Annotated in this window: 14 protein-coding genes; 10 read left to right on the top strand and 4 right to left on the bottom strand. The window is 36.5% G+C overall.

Annotation, left to right across the window (positions count from 1 at the left end):
- Nucleotides 1-32 precede the first annotated feature (32 nt).
- On the bottom strand, nucleotides 33-992 hold the full coding sequence (gene ghrB, locus JEP40_RS14150; RefSeq protein WP_198624099.1) for a glyoxylate/hydroxypyruvate reductase GhrB: 960 nt from the start codon (nucleotides 990-992) through the stop codon (nucleotides 33-35).
- 702 nt (nucleotides 993-1,694) lie between these two features.
- Here ghrB and galE point away from each other — a divergent pair.
- The 10 genes from galE to JEP40_RS14100 all read left to right on the top strand — a co-directional run bounded on the left by galE (nucleotide 1,695) and on the right by JEP40_RS14100 (nucleotide 14,936).
- Entirely contained in the window at nucleotides 1,695-2,711 is a 1,017-nt protein-coding gene (gene galE, locus JEP40_RS14145) for a UDP-glucose 4-epimerase GalE (RefSeq protein ID WP_198624045.1), read from the top strand.
- A gap of 45 nt (nucleotides 2,712-2,756) precedes the next feature.
- The gene (locus JEP40_RS14140; protein ID WP_198624044.1) at nucleotides 2,757-3,812 is read left to right on the top strand and encodes a UDP-glucose--hexose-1-phosphate uridylyltransferase; all 1,056 of its coding nucleotides are present in this window, start codon (nucleotides 2,757-2,759) and stop codon (nucleotides 3,810-3,812) included.
- A gap of 131 nt (nucleotides 3,813-3,943) precedes the next feature.
- The gene (gene galK / locus JEP40_RS14135; protein WP_198624043.1) at nucleotides 3,944-5,104 is read left to right on the top strand and encodes a galactokinase; all 1,161 of its coding nucleotides are present in this window, start codon (nucleotides 3,944-3,946) and stop codon (nucleotides 5,102-5,104) included.
- A complete protein-coding gene (galM, locus tag JEP40_RS14130) occupies nucleotides 5,104-6,174 on the top strand; it encodes a galactose-1-epimerase (protein ID WP_198624042.1) in 1,071 nt (356 codons plus the stop codon). The genes galK and galM overlap by 1 nt, the downstream gene beginning before the upstream one ends.
- 181 nt (nucleotides 6,175-6,355) lie before the next feature.
- Nucleotides 6,356-7,366: a substrate-binding domain-containing protein gene (locus JEP40_RS14125; protein WP_198624041.1), complete on the top strand. Its 1,011-nt coding sequence runs from the start codon at nucleotides 6,356-6,358 to the stop codon at nucleotides 7,364-7,366.
- Nucleotides 7,367-7,693: 327 nt separating this feature from the next.
- The gene (locus tag JEP40_RS14120) at nucleotides 7,694-9,328 is read left to right on the top strand and encodes a sodium/sugar symporter (protein WP_198624040.1); all 1,635 of its coding nucleotides are present in this window, start codon (nucleotides 7,694-7,696) and stop codon (nucleotides 9,326-9,328) included.
- A 256-nt stretch (nucleotides 9,329-9,584) separates the two neighbouring features.
- The gene (locus JEP40_RS14115) at nucleotides 9,585-11,621 is read left to right on the top strand and encodes an IreA family TonB-dependent siderophore receptor (RefSeq protein WP_198624039.1); all 2,037 of its coding nucleotides are present in this window, start codon (nucleotides 9,585-9,587) and stop codon (nucleotides 11,619-11,621) included.
- Between the two features lie 115 nt (nucleotides 11,622-11,736).
- Complete coding sequence (locus tag JEP40_RS14110; protein ID WP_232799301.1) at nucleotides 11,737-12,594, top strand: alpha/beta hydrolase; 858 nt, start codon at nucleotides 11,737-11,739, stop codon at nucleotides 12,592-12,594.
- Between the two features lie 397 nt (nucleotides 12,595-12,991).
- On the top strand, nucleotides 12,992-14,158 hold the full coding sequence (locus JEP40_RS14105) for an MFS transporter (RefSeq protein ID WP_198624038.1): 1,167 nt from the start codon (nucleotides 12,992-12,994) through the stop codon (nucleotides 14,156-14,158).
- A 160-nt stretch (nucleotides 14,159-14,318) separates the two neighbouring features.
- On the top strand, nucleotides 14,319-14,936 hold the full coding sequence (locus tag JEP40_RS14100) for a DUF1287 domain-containing protein (protein WP_198624037.1): 618 nt from the start codon (nucleotides 14,319-14,321) through the stop codon (nucleotides 14,934-14,936).
- Between the two features lie 481 nt (nucleotides 14,937-15,417).
- On the opposite strand, the gene JEP40_RS14095 is transcribed toward JEP40_RS14100, so the two are convergent.
- From JEP40_RS14095 to JEP40_RS14085, 3 genes are all read right to left on the bottom strand, one after another.
- Complete coding sequence (locus JEP40_RS14095) at nucleotides 15,418-15,801, bottom strand: YkgJ family cysteine cluster protein (RefSeq protein ID WP_198624036.1); 384 nt, start codon at nucleotides 15,799-15,801, stop codon at nucleotides 15,418-15,420.
- A gap of 401 nt (nucleotides 15,802-16,202) precedes the next feature.
- The gene (locus JEP40_RS14090) at nucleotides 16,203-16,547 is read right to left on the bottom strand and encodes a DMT family protein (protein ID WP_072069197.1); all 345 of its coding nucleotides are present in this window, start codon (nucleotides 16,545-16,547) and stop codon (nucleotides 16,203-16,205) included.
- Nucleotides 16,548-16,816: 269 nt separating this feature from the next.
- A complete protein-coding gene (locus tag JEP40_RS14085; protein ID WP_198624035.1) occupies nucleotides 16,817-17,377 on the bottom strand; it encodes a hypothetical protein in 561 nt (186 codons plus the stop codon).
- Nucleotides 17,378-17,408 lie beyond the last annotated feature (31 nt).

Below are 17,408 nucleotides of genomic sequence, written 5' to 3'. Positions count from 1 at the left end.
TTTTTGTACTTCAAAAAGATCTGTTTGCTACTTTAGAAATTAACGCAGTTTTCTTTTACGTTATCACTCAGTGCCGCAATCAGATTATCTACCGCACATTCAGCCATTGCGTAGCGAGTTTCTTTTGTCGCAGACCCAATATGTGGAACGGCAACCACATTTTTCATGCTCAATAAAGGTGATGACAGCGGCAGTGGCTCTGTTTCAAAAACATCAAGCCCAGCACCTGCAATTTCCTTTTGTTCTAGCGCATTAATTAATGCTTTTTCATCAACGACAGCCCCTCTACCTGCATTAATTAAATAAGCGTCGGGCTTCATCATTGAAAACTGATTTTGGCTTATTAAATGATGTGTTTCTGGTGTTAATGGTAAGGTGATACACACAAAATCAGATTGCTGTAGTAGCGTATCTAAATCACAATACTTAGCATCAAAACGGTCATTTACATCAGTATATTCTGTCCGTGAGTGATAAAGAATATTCATATTAAAACCAAAGTGGGCACGCTGTGCTAGTGCTTTTCCAATTCGGCCCATACCAAGAATTCCCATAGTTTTATGATGAACATCAGTACCATACCAATCCGGTGTGATACCTTTAACCCATAAGCCTTGTTTAATATTATCTGCGAGTTCTGGGATACGTCTTGAGACAGCAAGCACTAATGCCATCATGGTGTCAGCGACGGTATCTGTTAATACGGTTGGCGTGTGCATTAGCTTTATATTGCGCTTGGTTAGTGCATTAACATCAACATTATCATAGCCAACCGAAACTGTTGAAACAGCTTTTAAATGAGGAGCGTGGTCTATAAAATTTTTATCAATATTGCCACCAGCGCCTAGTAATCCAGAAGCATTGGCAAGTGCTGAACAAAAATCATTAGAGTCTAAAGAGAGTGTTTTAAATTGTTTGATATCAGCAAAATTAGACAGTTTTTTGTACAGTATTTCGGGAAGATCTTGGTAGAGCAAGACAATCGGTTTCATAATGTTCTCCATTCGATACTCGTCATACTTCAAGCCACAGCGTTGTTGGCTACGTTCATTCTGCATTAGTCACATACTTCGATACTCGTCATACTTCAAGCCACGGCGTTGTTGGCTACGTTCATTCTGCATTAGTCACATACTTCGATACTCGTCATACTTCAAGCCACAGCGTTGTTGGCTACGTTCATTCGCACTAGTCACATACTATTGTATGCTCCTAGCGACTCATTTACTTGCCGCCTAGCTATGACTTGAATTATTTAGAGTATCTATGCAATAAAGCATTAATTAAATTGAGATATTATTGTTTTTACAGCTATTTTCATTAAAGCATTTTATTGAGAATGTTCTTACTCCGCTTAAACATATTAGCGGGGAAGTTAATAAGGTATGATAAAACGTATTGAATGTCAGTTTTATCATGCAATTAACTGATTAATTTGAGTGTAATCGTTTCCTTTGGATGAATATTGTTTTTAGTGGTAACAAAGCAGGATGTATTGCATGTTTTATTAACTTACTGTAATACAATTCTAAACTAGTTTTTATAAAAAATAAGTGTATGTGAAAAAGAGTGTAAACGTTTACACTAAATGTCGGTTTGATCACGAAATCATTTTGTTGATCTTGTTAAACTCTGTGTCAGTGAACAGAAACCGTCTCGCTCTTTTCCGTTGAATTGAATCAAAAGAGGTGAATGTGGAAATATTAGTGACAGGTGGCATGGGATATATCGGTAGTCATACTTGCGTTCAAATGATTGAAGCTGGTATGACCCCGATTATTTTAGATAACCTTAGCAATGCGAATGAAGAAGTGCTTAACCGCGTTGAAGCATTAACCGGTAAACGCCCACAGTTCTACAACGGTGACATTCGTGATGATCAATTATTAGCATCAATTTTTGCTAAACATACTATTCAATCTGTTATTCATTTTGCCGGATTGAAAGCAGTAGGTGAATCTGTTCAAAAGCCGATTGAATATTATGACAACAATGTTAATGGCACATTGGTGTTAGTGCGTTGCATGCGAGATGCGGGTGTTAAAAGTATTATTTTTAGCTCGTCAGCGACGGTTTATGGTGATCCTCAATCTGTACCTATTAATGAAGACTCACCTGTTGGTGGCACAACTAATCCTTATGGCACCAGTAAATATATGGTTGAGCGTATTTTATCTGATTTATATGTTGCTGATGAAAGCTGGTCTATCAGTTTACTGCGCTACTTTAATCCTGTTGGTGCTCATCCATCAGGCACGATGGGAGAAGATCCTAAAGGTATTCCAAACAATTTAACGCCATATATTTCTCAAGTCGCTATAGGTCGTCGTGAACACGTTGCTGTGTTTGGTAATGACTACCCAACAAAAGACGGTACAGGGGTTCGTGATTACATTCATGTTATGGATCTGGCGGATGGCCACATCGCTGCGTTAAATGCATTAGGCAAAAAAGCGGGTCTACATATTTATAATTTAGGAACGGGTAACGGCACGAGCGTGATTGAAATGATTGAAGCATTTCGTAAAGCTAGCGGTAAACCGATCCCTTATCAACTACAAGCTCGCCGCCCTGGCGATATCGCTGAATGTTGGTCAAGCCCCGCAAAAGCAGAGAAAGATTTGCACTGGAAAGCCATTCGTTCAATTGATGATATGGCCGCTGATGCTTGGCGTTGGCAGTCACAAAACCCAAATGGTTATCTGAAATAAGGTTTACAGTATTCAGATAATCTTGAATAAATAAGAGAGAAGATTATGTCAAAGCTGATTTTTGATCCTGTTGAACATCCTCATCGTCGTTACAACCCACTAACTGATCAGTGGATTTTGGTTTCACCTCATAGAGCGAAACGACCTTGGAATGGTAAAGGTGAAAAACCTCAGATTGCGACTCTTCCCTCTTATGATCCACATTGTTATTTGTGCCCAAATAATACACGTGTTTCTGGTGATCAAAACCCAGATTACACTGGAACATATGTCTTTAATAACGATCACTCCGCGTTATTACAAGATGAATATGATGTTGATCCTTCATTAAATCCTTTATTTCAAACTCAAGCAGTAAGAGGAATTAGTCGCGTTATCTGTTTTTCGCCGGATCATGGAAAAACAATACCTGAATTGTCTTTAAGTAGCTTACGTAAAATTGTCGATACTTGGGATAACCAAATAGAAGAGCTCAGTAAAGAATACCTTTGGGTTCAAGTGTTCGAGAATAAAGGTGAAACAATGGGATGTTCCCAACCTCATCCTCATGGACAAATTTGGGCGAGTGATTTCTTACCTAATGAATTAGCGAGAAAAGATACACATTTAAAAGCGTACTTTGAAAAATACGGGCGTAATTTATTAATTGATTATATTGATGCTGAATGTAAAGACGCAAGCCGAACCGTTGTTGAAACTGAACATTGGCTGGCAATAGTACCTTATTGGGCTGCTTGGCCTTATGAAACAATGTTATTACCTAAAGCGCATATTCGTCGAATGAGTGAGTTAAATAGTGCTCAACGCGATGATTTGGCTATTGCAATGAAAAAATTAACCAGTCGTTATGATAATTTATTTCATTGCTCTTTCCCTTACTCAATGGGGTGGCATTTTGCGCCATCTTTTAAAGACAACAGAAATACCGATCATTGGCAATTACATGCACTTTATTATCCGCCATTATTACGTTCAGCCACCGTGCGTAAATTTATGGTGGGGTATGAAATGTTAGCGGAATCGCAAAGAGATCTAACACCAGAACAAGCAGCAAATAATTTACGTCAATTAAGTGACATTCATTATAAAGAGCAATGTTAATGACCTTCAATATGGCAAGGTATTTTAGTTAATCTATTTTTTGCGCACCAAATAAATTAAACCAGACATCTCATTATTTACATAATGATGTGGTGGGATTTTATTACTTAATTTTAAGCTAAGGATTTATTATGCAGGCACTTATTAATAATGTGACTCGTTCATTTGCATCTATTTTTGGTTATGCGCCTACACATTTTATTCAAGCGCCAGGAAGAGTAAATCTTATTGGTGAACACACTGATTATAATGATGGTTTTGTTTTACCTTGTGCTATTAATTATCAAATGGTCGTTTCAGCAGCAAAACGAGAAGATAATACTATTCGTGTGATTGCGGTGGATTACCAAAATGAGGTTGATGAATTTAGTCTTGATAACATCATTGAATTTTTACCTAATAAAATGTGGGCAAATTACGTTCGGGGTGTTATCCATTTTCTACAAAAAGATAATTATTCTTTTCATGGTATGGATATCGCAATATCAGGTAATGTCCCCCAAGGTGCTGGATTAAGTTCTTCAGCTGCCTTAGAAGTGGCTATTGGCCAAACAATTAAAGCTCTCTATCAATTGCCTATTAGCCAAAAAGAGATTGCGTTAAATGGTCAAAAAGCTGAAAACCAATTTGTTGGCTGTAACTGTGGCATTATGGATCAACTGATTTCTGCTTGTGGTGAAGAAAATCATGCCTTATTAATTGATTGCCGTTCTTTAGAGACATTCGCAGTGACAATGCCTGAAAATATGGTTGTGATGATAATCAATTCTAATAAAAAACGTGGATTAGTTGATAGCGAATACAATACTCGTCGTCAGCAATGTGAAGAAGCTGCAAGAATTTTAAATGTCACTGCATTAAGAGATGCCACATTAGAGGATCTATCGGCTAAAAAAATAGTAATGGATGAGGTGGTTTATCGTCGAGCGCGTCATGTGATAACCGAAAATAATCGCACACTGAAGGCGGCTGAGGCCTTGCGTCATGGTGATTTAATCACATTAAGCCAACTTATGATGCAATCACATCATTCAATGCGTGATGATTTTGAAATTACCGTCAAAGAGGTTGATTCGTTAGTTGATATAGTGAAATCAGTCCTTGGTGATCGTGGTGGTGTAAGAATGACTGGTGGTGGATTTGGCGGTTGTGTCGTAGCATTAGTGACACCTGATTTAGTTGATAAAGTTATTGACTCTGTTAAAGCACAATATGAAGCCTTAACAGGATTGAAAGAAACTATTTATGTCTGCTCTGCAAGCCAAGGGGCGGGCTATTCGGAGGCAAAATAATGGCGACTAATGAAATCCGATTTCTAGAGCCAGAACAAATGACAGCACAACCCGCATCAGACGGAAATCCCGCACAAGTGGTCGTGCTTAAAAATCGTTTTGGCATGTCGATTTCTTTAATGGATATTGGTGCGACTTGGTTAACTTGTATTGTGCCTGTTAATGGATACCGTCGAGATGTGCTGTTAGGCTCTGCAGATATGAATGCTCATAAACAGCAAACGGCCTATTTAGGGGCCACAGTAGGCCGTTTTGCCAATCGTATTGCTGGTGCAAAATTCGTATTAGAAGGGCAAGAATATCAAATCAGTGCTAATGAAGGTAAAAACACTTTACATGGTGGTAAACAAAACTTTAGTCATCGTCGCTGGGGGATCACGGCACAAGCATCTCAATCAGTGACCTTTTCATTGATCTCAAATGATGGCGACCAAGGTTTTCCCGGTACACTCAAGGCTAGTGTGACTTATACACTCACCGATAATAATGAGGTTTGTATCGATTATCAGGCAATGAGCGATAAAACCACGCCAGTCAGTTTAACTAACCATGCCTATTTTAACCTTGCAGGTGAACACACTGAACGCACAGCGCTTGAGCACGATTTAAAAATTTGTGCCTCTCATTATTTGAAAAATGGTGAAGGTAATATTCCTACCGGAGAGTTTGTGAACGTCGTAGGAACAGGGTTTGATTTTCGTAAGTTAAAGCGCATTGGTCTTGATTTTATGGTTGATGAGTGCCAAAAAGCGGCGAGTGGTTATGATCATGCATTTATTTTAGATAAACAGGCTATCGACGATAAAGCACCTATTGCAACGGTCATTGCACCTGAAGGCGAGCTCAAAATGGATGTTTTTACTACTCTGCCTTCTGTTCAATTTTATACAGGTAACTTTTTAGCTGGTACAAAAGGAAAAAGTCGTCGTTATGGTAATTATTCTGGGTTAGCTTTAGAAACACAATACTTTCCTGATGGGCCTAATCATCCAGAATGGCATGAAAACCAAGGTGTTTTACCTGCTAATACGCCATGGAATAGCCAAACTATCTATAAGTTTTACTCCTAACAATAAAAGGAAAGTGTAAACGCTTTCCTTTTTACTATTTATTTGATCTTTTTACTTTTTAAATTTCACTTCATCGCTGATAATCAAGCCACTTAAATTTTATTACTCCCTTTTTTCTTTGTTCTTAGATTAACAACCCGTTATTTTTTGATTATGAATAAAGGTGACTCATGAGGTGGATATGGCGACTATCAAAGATGTAGCAAAAGAAGCGGGGGTTTCTGTTGCTACGGTGTCACGAGTCATTAATAACTCGCCGAAAGCAAGTAAAACATCAATAGAAACAGTTAACGTGGCAATGCAAAAATTAGGTTATCGACCTAATGCAGCAGCTCGAGCATTGGTCAGTCAAAGTACACAAACCTTAGGTGTCTTAGTCCATGATGTTTCTGATCCTTTTTTTGGCACATTGGTGAAAGCTGTTGATAATGTGGCAAGGCAGGCTGGAAAACATATTTTAGTATGTAATGGCTATCATGATGCACAAGACGAACGTCAATCTATAGAGTTGTTAATTAATAGTCGTTGCGATGGTTTGGTGATCCACTCAAAAGCACTCTCTGATGAAGAATTGCTTGCTTATGCTCATGAAGTCAAAAGTATGGTACTGATTAACCGCTTTATTCCTGATATTGCGGAACGCTGTGTCGCTTTAGATAATTACAAAGGGGCATGGATGGCAACAGAGCATCTTATTCGCCAAGGGCATACCAAGATTGCTTATATTTCTTCCACGCATCATATTGAGGATACCACTCAACGCCTTGCGGGTTATAAGGCTGCACTTGAAGCCAATAACATCATATTACCCGAAAGTTATATTGAGTATGGTGAGCCTGAAGGAGAAGGCGGTGAAAAAGCAATGATGCACCTATTAACGAAATCAATCGATTTTACAGCCGTAGTAACTTATAACGATTTCATGGCTGCGGGTGCTTTGTCTGTTCTTGATGAAAATGAGATCCCTGTACCTGAAAAAATCTCTGTCATTGGTTTTGATGACGTATTAATTGCTCGCTATATCCATCCTCGTTTAACAACCGTACGTTATCCAGTACAAATGATGGCAGAACAGGCCGCTACGTTGGCGATCAGGCTGTCTAAAGGTGAAGTTCTTGAACAAAAACAACGTATTTTTTCGCCTACTTTAGTTCAACGTAATTCTGTTTTTAATCTTAGTCACCTAGCTTAACCACACCGCTTATTTTTATAATATTGTCGATCCTCTTAATGGGGATCATCATCACCTTAAAGGCCATTCTTACTTAATTTGTGTAATCGTTATCATTTTAATGCTTTTTTTTAATTTTTATTTAGGATGTTTTCTTCTTGGGTTAATTTTAAAAGAGCATTTTGAGTGTGAATTTAGCTTTACTCGTCATAGTAATCGTTTGTTTTTTATTTTTAGATGCATTTACTTAACATAAGCGACAAAATTGTGAAGGGAGTAACGGAAAAAGACTGTGAAAACGTTTACATTAAAAGTCTATTCTCTCTATGGGTCTGAAAGGAAAATATTATGCATACAGAAGGTGTTGGATTAAGCACAATAGACTATGCAATTTTTGCCCTCTATGTCGTCATCATTATTAGTCTAGGATTATGGGTTTCTCGTCCAAAGGATGGTGAGAAAAAAGGAACAAAGGACTATTTCTTAGCAGGTAAAACCCTTCCTTGGTGGGCAATTGGTTCTTCGCTTATTGCCGCTAATATTTCAGCAGAACAATTTATTGGTATGTCAGGTTCTGGTTTCTCCATTGGTCTTGCTATTGCCTCTTATGAATGGATGGCCGCACTGACACTGATTATTGTGGCAAAGTACTTTTTACCTGTATTTATCGAAAAAGGTATTTATACCATTCCTGAATTTGTTGAGAGCCGATTTAAAAGCCGTAACCTAAAAACGATCCTTGCGGTATTTTGGCTCGCATTATTTATCTTTGTTAACTTAACATCTGTACTTTATTTAGGCTCATTGGCACTGGAAACCATTTTAGGTGTACCAATGATGTATGCCATTATTGGTTTGGCGTTATTTGCCGTTGTCTATTCACTTTATGGCGGACTTTCTGCCGTTGCGTGGACAGATGTGGTGCAAGTATTCTTCCTTATTCTCGGTGGGTTATTTACCACAGTATTGGCTGTCAGCTATATCGGTGGTGATGGCGGGATCATGGAAGGCTTAAGTAAAATGACACAAGCCGCGCCAGATCACTTTAAAATGATCTTAGAAAAAGATAATCCGCAGTTTATGAACTTACCAGGTATCGCTGTGCTAATTGGTGGTTTATGGGTTGCTAACCTTTATTATTGGGGCTTTAACCAATACATTATTCAGCGTGCTTTAGCGGCTAAATCTATAAATGAAGCACAAAAAGGGCTAGTGTTTGCTGCATTCTTAAAATTAATTGTTCCTGTTCTTGTGGTTGTTCCAGGAATTGCTGCATTTGTTATTACCACTAATCCAGACTTAATGGCAGGGTTAGGTACAATGGCTCCACAGCATATTCCAACGCTGGCACAAGCTGACAAAGCTTATCCTTGGTTAACACAGTTCTTGCCAGTAGGTGCAAAAGGTGTTGTTTTTGCAGCGCTTGCGGCTGCTATTGTTTCGTCTTTAGCATCAATGCTTAACTCTATCGCGACTATATTCACGATGGATATTTATAAAGAATATGTTGGGCCTAAAGCTTCAGAAACACGTTTAGTGAATGTGGGACGTATAAGTGCGGTTGTTGCCCTGATTATCGCTTGTTTTATCGCACCATTATTGGGTGGCATCGATCAGGCATTCCAATATATTCAAGAATATACTGGCTTAGTAAGCCCAGGTATTTTAGCTGTATTCCTATTAGGCTTATTCTGGAAGAAAACAAACGCAAAAGGTGCAATTATTGGTGTAGTCTTATCTATACCGTTTGCTTTATTCCTAAAATTAATGCCTTTAGGTATGCCATTCCTTGATCAAATGATGTACACCTTTATGTTTACCACTGTTGTGATTGGTTTAGTGAGCTTAACTTCAACGAAAACCGATGACAGCGTAGGGGCGATTACATTAACAGATAAAACCTTTAAAACACAAAGCGGATTTAATATCGCTTCCTATGCCATCATGGTCATATTATGTGTGCTTTATGCTATGTTCTGGTAATAACAGCGTGATGATTTGTTGATCTGTTAAATCTAAAAATATCCTACAAAAGAAGAAAGCAGAGGGGTAATACCTTCTGCTTTTTTTATGACTGAAATTGTTTACAAAGTGGCCTAGCGAAAATGGTGCTGATTTACTTTGATACAGATTAAAAAAAAATACTAAATATGAAAAGAAAATCATTCTCATGAATATTTGATTAAGATAATATTAATCATTCTCATTACTATAACTGTTATAAATTCAGGGAACCGCTATGAACTTTAAAATGGGTATTTTAACTGCCTGTATTTTATCTGCCTCTTACCCGTTGTATGCACAAGAAAATAAAGAAGAAAAACTCGTTGTATCAGCATCAGGGTTTGCTCAACAAATTACAGATGCACCAGCAAGTATTACCGTGATTAGCAAAGAACAACTTGCCAAGAAGCCAGTTCATGATTTAGCTGATGCCGTAAAAGGTGTTGAAGGTGTTAGCATTAACGGTAATGCCAACAAGCAAGAAATTACGATGCGTGGTTTACCAGGTGAATACACACTTATTTTAGTTGATGGTCGCCGTCAAAATAGTCGTGAGTCGCGCCCGAATGGCAGTGGTGGTTATGAAGGTGGCTTTATTCCACCGGCAGATGCGATCGAACGTATCGAAGTTATCCGTGGACCAATGTCATCACTGTATGGCTCTGATGCAATGGGTGGTGTTATCAACATCATCACTAAACCAGTAACAAAAGAGTGGCATGGCTCTGTTGCGCTTGGCGGTACATTGCAACATAACCGTGACGCCGGCGATTCCATTAATGGTGATTTTTATCTTTCAGGACCCTTAATTGAAGATAAATTAGGTTTACAACTTTACGGCAGTAGCTACTTACGTGCCGAAGATAAAATCACTTATGGTCAAGGGCGTAATGACAATAAAAACATTACGGCAAAATTGGCATTCACACCAACTGATAATCAAACCATTTTATTAGAAGCGGGTCGCAATACGTTACAGCGTACAACGACTCCGGGTAAATCCATGAGTGAATTTACTATCCGCGGTGGCAAAGCGGATGAAAACAAAATGTTAGAAACCAATAATGACCGTAATCACTGGGCATTAACCTATAAAAATCAGTTTGATATTCTGCATTCAGAATTAAGTGTGTATCAAGAGCAGACAAAGCGTATCACCAAAACAGAAACAATTGATAAAACGACGAAGGAGCGCGAGAAGTATTATGAAGATCGTCGTCCTGAAATTACCAATACTGTTTTTGATGCGAAATTTACTGCGTTCTTACCTGATAACGTGATGACCTTTGGTGGTCAATATCAATATTCACGTTTAAAAGATGAATCATCTACTGGCTCAGGTATTAAACAATCCACTATTACGGCGGATCAAAAAGCGTTATTCCTTGAAGATGAATATAGCGTAACAGACAATCTCGCGCTAACAGGTGGTGTGCGTCTTGATGATCACGAATATTATGGTAATCACTGGAGCCCAAGAGCCTATGCTGTTTATCATTTAACTGATGAATTCACCTTAAAAGGGGGTGTAGCGAAAGCCTTTAAAGCACCAAGCTTACGTGAAATCAGTCCTGAATATGGCACTTCAACAGAAAAAGGCCGTGCAATTATGTACGGTAATCGTGATTTAAAACCTGAAACATCCGTTAGCCAAGAAATTGGTATTGGCTATGATAATGGGGATGGTGTAACTGCGAGTGTGACTTTCTTTAATACTGATTTTAAAGATAAGTTAACGAACTACGACTCAGGTGAAATAGATCCAATTACCGGTTTAAAATTGTACCAATACGATAATGTCGGTAAAGCCAATATTAAAGGGATTGAAACTGCTGTTGGTTTCCCAATTACAGAAAGCTGGCATATCAATGCCAACTACACTTATATTGATTCAGAGCGTAAAAGCGATGATGAGAAACTAGGCTCAGGTGAGTCTTTAAAAGGCTATCCATTAGATTTAACACCAAAACACAGTGCCAATGCGCGTGTGGATTGGCAGTTTGATGAAGCAACCAGTTTTTATGCCAATACGGCTTATACGGGTAAACAAATTTGGGCTGCTCAACGTAATGGTTACACAGGCGCGCGTTATCGTAGTGGCTACACAACCTTTGATTTAGGAATGACCTACAACTTTAATAAAAATACCCTGTTTAACTTTGCGGTATTAAATATTACAGATGAAACAGGCCCTGCTGTAAACGATAAAGGTGGCAACTGGGTTGTTGATGAAGGTCGTCGTTATTGGGCGAACATTAAATATAGCTTCTAATTAAGCCTAAACTGAAATAAACCCCGTATTTAATATGGGGTTTATTTTTTATCACTTTCTATTACTTTCAGTTTAACTGTTCAACTTTTTATATTACTGACAGAGTATCTGATTTATGCGAATACTAATGTTATGTGGAATGATTATGTTATCTGCGGTTGCTCAAGCCAGACCTAACCAAGAAGTACCTAAAATTGAAGCCCAAGCACAATCTTATTATCAAATCACACAAAAAGAAGTCGCTTATGAAGGCAAACAATATCACCTCTTTCTTGCTGTACCTAAAAATACAACAAAGACCACATTAATTTATGGTGTTGATGGTAATGCGCAATTTCCATTGATGGTCAATGAAGCCATAAAACAAAAAAATAGCCCATTACCTGCGATTATTAGCGTGGGCTATGTGGGAGATAAGGCCTATTTTATTACAGAAAGGACGCATGATTATACGCCAAGTGTAAAAGGTGAGGCATTTAGCCGTGGTGGAAATGCAGAAAATTTTTATCATTTTATCCTAACGCAAGTCAGGCCTTATGCGTTTGAACAACTCGCAAAAGAGAATATCTCAGTTACCCAGCAATCTCTTTTTGGTCACTCTTTTGGTGGTGTGTTTACGCTGTATGTTTTATTTAATCATCCAGAAACGTTTCAACATTATATAGCAGCAAGCCCTTCTTTATGGTGGGGAAATGGCGAGTGGGTAAAAAAAGAACAATGGCGAGCTATTCCTAATAATATTTCCATTACAATAACGCTAGGTGAAAAAGAAGAAAAACCAGATTTAAGCAAATTAAGTGAAGAGCAACAAAAAAATTATCAAGAGCGCAGTAGTTGGTTAACGCAACGCCAGTTATGTGAATATTTACTGGATGAAGGAAAACAGTGTGAATTTTATCTATTTAAAGGTAAAGGCCATGGTGGTTCAATTCCTGATGCCATAAATATTGCTTTAGAAAAAAGTATGAAATAAACATCATAACCTCTTTATTTTTAGCTACCCTATTCGATAACAATAGGATAGCTATGAGTATTTCTTATTGTGCATTTTATAGAGTACGTATTTATTCGTAAAAATTTTAATAAAAAAGACTTATCTTTTATAAAAATAAATATCTTAATCAAGCTATTTATTTTTTGCAGGAAAAGACGATAATCATGATTGATATAAATAAAATTGTTTTCTGGCATTAGATTTTATAATTTTATTTATGACAATTTAAGCGCTATATTCGCGTCTCCTGAATTTAGGGACGCCATCCACTGTTTTCACCTTGGTTTTTTTATCTTTCCTAGATAAAAAAATTGCCCTTATCAGGCATCGAGAAAACAGCATATTATCAACCGTTTTGATTGTGGAGACGAGGGTAGTGAAACAGAACACTACTTTGGTACGCCAAGGCGACAGTACATTAGTACCTGTAGCTGGGTTAACGGTATTTGCTATCGCGTCTGGCTATTTAATGAGTTTAATTCCACTGTCTATGGATAGTTTTGGAATGGATACACTCTATGCTAGCTGGTTAGCAAGTATTTATTTTATCGGATTATTAATAGGTTCAGTGATGATAGAGCCTATTATTGCAAGAATAGGGCATCGTCTTTCTTTCGTCGTATTTTTATTATTACTGGCAGTGACTGTTGGTATATTACCTTTAATGCCTTATTTGTCAGCATGGATGGTTTTCCGTTTTATTGGTGGTATGGCGGTTGCTGGTATTTTTGTTGTGGTCGAGTCATGGTTATTAATTGGTGATAATCCTAAAGAGCGTGCTAAACGTTTAGGCTTTTATATGACCTCGCTGTATGGTGGCACAACATTAGGACAGTTGGCGATTGGTGCAATCGGTACACAGGGTGCTATTCCGTTTATGACGGTATTAGTCTTGTTATTAATTGCAGTATTACCGCCTCTGTTCTTTAAACAAGGGCAACCCCAAGGGCATGATCATAAAAGTTTATCACTTAAACAAATGCGCCGTTTAAATAAAGCAGCTCTAGTGGGCTGTATGGTCTCTGGCGTGGTAATGGGCAGTATTTATGGCATGATGCCATTAGCATTAAATCAAGGGCAATTTACAACAGACCAAATAGGTGTGTTGATGGCTGCAATTATTTTAGGTGGGATGGTGGTTCAGCCTATTATTAGTAAGTTGTCCGTGGTGATCAGCAAAACGTTATTATTAGCGATGATGTGTTTAGTGGGTGTGTTTGCCATGGGGCTGACTTATCTTTCTAATGATTATATGGTGCTTATAATTGCACTAGCGCTATTGGGAATGTCTTCTTTTGCACTTTATCCTATCGCTATTACTTTGGCGTGTGATCATGTTAATGCAAGTTATATTGTCGCGATTACACAAGTGATGTTATTGAGTTATAGCATTGGTTCTGCCATCGGGCCTTTAGGTGCAGGAATGTTTATGGCACAAGCTAATAATGGCATCATGAATTTCTTCTTTGTAGTGTTATTAGTAACTGGAATTTATATGCTTTTTGCCAGTTTACGGCGCAAAAGCCATATTGTGTTGAACTAACAATGATCTCTTTCTCTTTCATTTTTTATCAGCCGAGCTTACTGTAAAAAGTAGCTCGGTTTTTTTATGCTATATTCAAAAATAAATTAAGATTTTACTTATATTTTTATACTGTGCTTTATCAGTATAAACAGATCATTCAATCCCTTTTTTAAAGATAATGGATTTAATTTTTCATGGAGATTATATAATGAAAATAACGGTACCTAGCTTTTTGCTTTTATTGACTATTCCTTTTTCAAGTGTTCAAGCAATAACAGCAGAGCAAAATAAAAAGCTGGTGGAATATGCTACTGATTTACCAAGAGCCGTAATTTACGACTCAGATTATCGTAAAATAGATTATCCAAATGGTGATGTCCCTGCTTATAAAGGGGTTTGTAGCGACGTTATTATTCGTAGCTATCGTGGAATTGATATCGATTTACAAAAATTATTGCATGAAGATATTAAGGCAAATTTTTCAGCTTACCCGAGTAAGCGGATGTGGGGATTGAATAAGCCAGATACAAATATAGATCATCGTAGAGTGCCTAATTTAGAAGTGTTTTTCTCACGAAAAGGCAAAGTAAAGCCTATTACCAAAAATGCAGAAGATTATGTACCGGGTGATATTGTTAGCTGGCGTTTAGACAATGGCCGGCCTCATATTGGTATCGTGGTAAATAAGAAAAGTTGGGATAATCAACGTCATCTTGTCATGCACAATATTGGTTTTGGACAGGTTGCTGAAGATGTTTTGTTTTCATGGAAAATAACAGGACATTTTACCTACTAAATAAATATAGGTATTAGAGAAAATTGAAACCTTTAGTCTTTTATAAAAAATAAAATAGAAATAATACCAGTAAAATAAATCTAAAAATTAAACGATAAGTAAAATAATGCCCATACTGATTTTATATAAAGTATGGGCATTATTTCTGGGAAAGAATATTTTCATCAGAAATATTCATAGTTATTCCTCTAAGCCACCGAGTAACATACTAACGACAGCCGTAGAACAGATAAAAGAAAGGAAAAGGATAAAAAAAGAGCTACTGATCATAATGCCCTCCAAGTTTATTGCTATTTTTAAATAAAAAACCTCACAAAAGACACGTTATTAATTCATTACCTTATATATTAGGTTATTTAAAAATAAAGTCAAACTAACGTATTATTTAATAATGATTTTTTGTACTGTAATTTTATTTTTATAAAAATAAATGTATTGAATAGTGTTAAATGATCAGGAGGGGCTTAACCCCTCTGATGTCTTACGCAGAGTGAGGCAGCGTGGTGTGTGTTAATGGTGGTAGACCATAAGCAGCTCTAGCACGATCACATGCTTCATTAGGAACACCATTTATCCAAGATTGTTGGAATTCACGACAAGGAGAAGGGCGTTGTTCGTAAATAGAACAATTTACACACTCACCCACTTTACCGATGAGTTTGTCACAGCGTGGTTTTTTAGAATTTGTTCCTTTCATACACGAGAGGAAAGGAGTGAGTGGCTCTGTTAACTCATCAGGAACAACTCCTCCTCCACTCACCATTTCAGCCCAATAGAACGAAACTCTAAAATAGGCACAACAAGCGCCACAATGCATACAGGGATTATCCTGCATATAAATAAAATCATTAGAATGTTTGCTCATACCAGATACCATTTTATCTGACGTTAAAATGACAAAAAGCACGTTTTAAAGGTGCCGTCGTTTAAGAGAAGCAAAAAAAAAGGTAGAGAAACGATGCTTCTCTTAGAGCAATCATTATGCGCCGAATGAAAAAAAATTTTCAAGAGAAATATTTCTATATATAGAATATATTTTTTTCAAAATAGACTATTGTTTTGTAAAAATCAGATATATAGACTATACGACTTAATGGTAAGTAATTTTGTTATTTAACACCAGTAAAAAGCACATCCTAGATAGTATTAAAAATAATCAAAATTTGAGGTTTAAATAAAGAGAAGCCTTATCATTTTTGATAAGGCATAAAAAAGCATAGATAAATGAGATTAATAAATGAGCTATATTATTTGCTCATGGGGTATTTAAAAGGGGCCTTTAAAAATAAATAAGGCGCCAGCACCAATTAAAAGAAAACCAATAAAGTGATTTAATGTGAAATTTTCGCCTAAATAAGTGACAGAAAAAATAGCAAAAATCGTTAATGTGATCACTTCTTGTATGGTCTTTAATTCTGCAGCACTGTAGTAATTATGACCAATTCTATTTGCAGGCACAGCAAAACAATACTCAACAAATGCAATCAACCAGCTTAAAAGAATGACGATAATAAGAGGTTTATTGCCATATTTTAGGTGACCATACCAAGCGAATGTCATAAAAACGTTGGAAATTATCAAGAGAATGATGGGGGTAAATTTGTAGAACATTATGCTCATACCATTGGGTGATTTTCTGGCGAATTTGCCAACAAGAATGACATGAGATTACTGCAAAAAAAGTAGGTTTTCTATCAGTATGATAAGCAAAATGGTGTAATTTACATTGAGACGATTTTACCGTAAAAAAACATATTGAGGATAAATTAAATTGAGCTATTAAATAGTAGAGTAGTTACTTAACTTATTTAATATTATTAAAAATAAAGAAAGGTTATTAGCCTTTCTTTATTGAAATAATATAATAAAGTATATTAAGACTACTTATCGTTACTTTTGGCGGCCATTAATAAATTATTTATTTCGTTTATTGATAAATTCTGACTCTCAAGTATATCTGGAAGGTTTTTATTATCAGAGCTAAAATAAGTATCAACATTTTTAATAATTTTTTCTTTTAAATTTATTGTTTCATCATAAATTTTATTTATTTTAGGTACAATTTCATCTGTATATTGTGTGGTAAATTCAAATGCTTTTTGGTATTTTTCTTCTAATTTTTTAAAGTTATTATCAATGCTGTTTTTTTTGTTGGCTAAGATTTTGACTTGTTTTTCTGAATAGAGATTAGCTTCTGTATGTTCGTTTTTAATTTGTTGGTTTGTGATCTCGATAAGATGGTTAACTAAAATAGTGACTACCTTTTTGCTTAGTTCGATTTCTGGTAATATTTTTTTTCGTAAATTTTCTATTTCTTGATGATTTCTTTCCATTTTTGAGGCAGTATTTTTTATTGATAGTAAATTAACTGTACTATTTGAAATTTGGGGATATTTTATTTCTTCGATGGTAGGAAGTTTATTTGTACTCGATACTTTCATATTTTAATACCTTTCTATAATTTAAAAATTA

The sequence above is a fragment of the Proteus vulgaris genome (assembly GCF_016239305.1).
In the GTDB taxonomy this organism is placed as follows: Bacteria; Pseudomonadota; Gammaproteobacteria; order Enterobacterales; family Enterobacteriaceae; genus Proteus; species Proteus vulgaris_C.
The sequence above is the reverse complement of the archived record's forward strand: the minus strand, read 5'-3'. Positions and strand labels throughout refer to the sequence as shown.

Excerpts from the sequence above, each read along its gene's own strand:
- JEP40_RS14100 (WP_198624037.1), top strand. The coding sequence starts at position 14,319 with ATGGATTTAATTTTTCATGGAGATTATATAATGAAAATAACGGTACCT.
- JEP40_RS14110 (WP_232799301.1), top strand. The coding sequence starts at position 11,737 with ATGCGAATACTAATGTTATGTGGAATGATTATGTTATCTGCGGTTGCT.
- JEP40_RS14085 (WP_198624035.1), bottom strand. The coding sequence starts at position 17,377 with ATGAAAGTATCGAGTACAAATAAACTTCCTACCATCGAAGAAATAAAA.
- JEP40_RS14095 (WP_198624036.1), bottom strand. The coding sequence starts at position 15,801 with ATGAGCAAACATTCTAATGATTTTATTTATATGCAGGATAATCCCTGT.
- galM (WP_198624042.1), top strand. The coding sequence starts at position 5,104 with ATGGCGACTAATGAAATCCGATTTCTAGAGCCAGAACAAATGACAGCA.
- ghrB (WP_198624099.1), bottom strand. The coding sequence starts at position 992 with ATGAAACCGATTGTCTTGCTCTACCAAGATCTTCCCGAAATACTGTAC.
- JEP40_RS14115 (WP_198624039.1), top strand. The coding sequence starts at position 9,585 with ATGAACTTTAAAATGGGTATTTTAACTGCCTGTATTTTATCTGCCTCT.
- JEP40_RS14125 (WP_198624041.1), top strand. The coding sequence starts at position 6,356 with ATGGCGACTATCAAAGATGTAGCAAAAGAAGCGGGGGTTTCTGTTGCT.
- JEP40_RS14090 (WP_072069197.1), bottom strand. The coding sequence starts at position 16,547 with ATGTTCTACAAATTTACCCCCATCATTCTCTTGATAATTTCCAACGTT.
- galK (WP_198624043.1), top strand. The coding sequence starts at position 3,944 with ATGCAGGCACTTATTAATAATGTGACTCGTTCATTTGCATCTATTTTT.
- JEP40_RS14120 (WP_198624040.1), top strand. The coding sequence starts at position 7,694 with ATGCATACAGAAGGTGTTGGATTAAGCACAATAGACTATGCAATTTTT.
- JEP40_RS14140 (WP_198624044.1), top strand. The coding sequence starts at position 2,757 with ATGTCAAAGCTGATTTTTGATCCTGTTGAACATCCTCATCGTCGTTAC.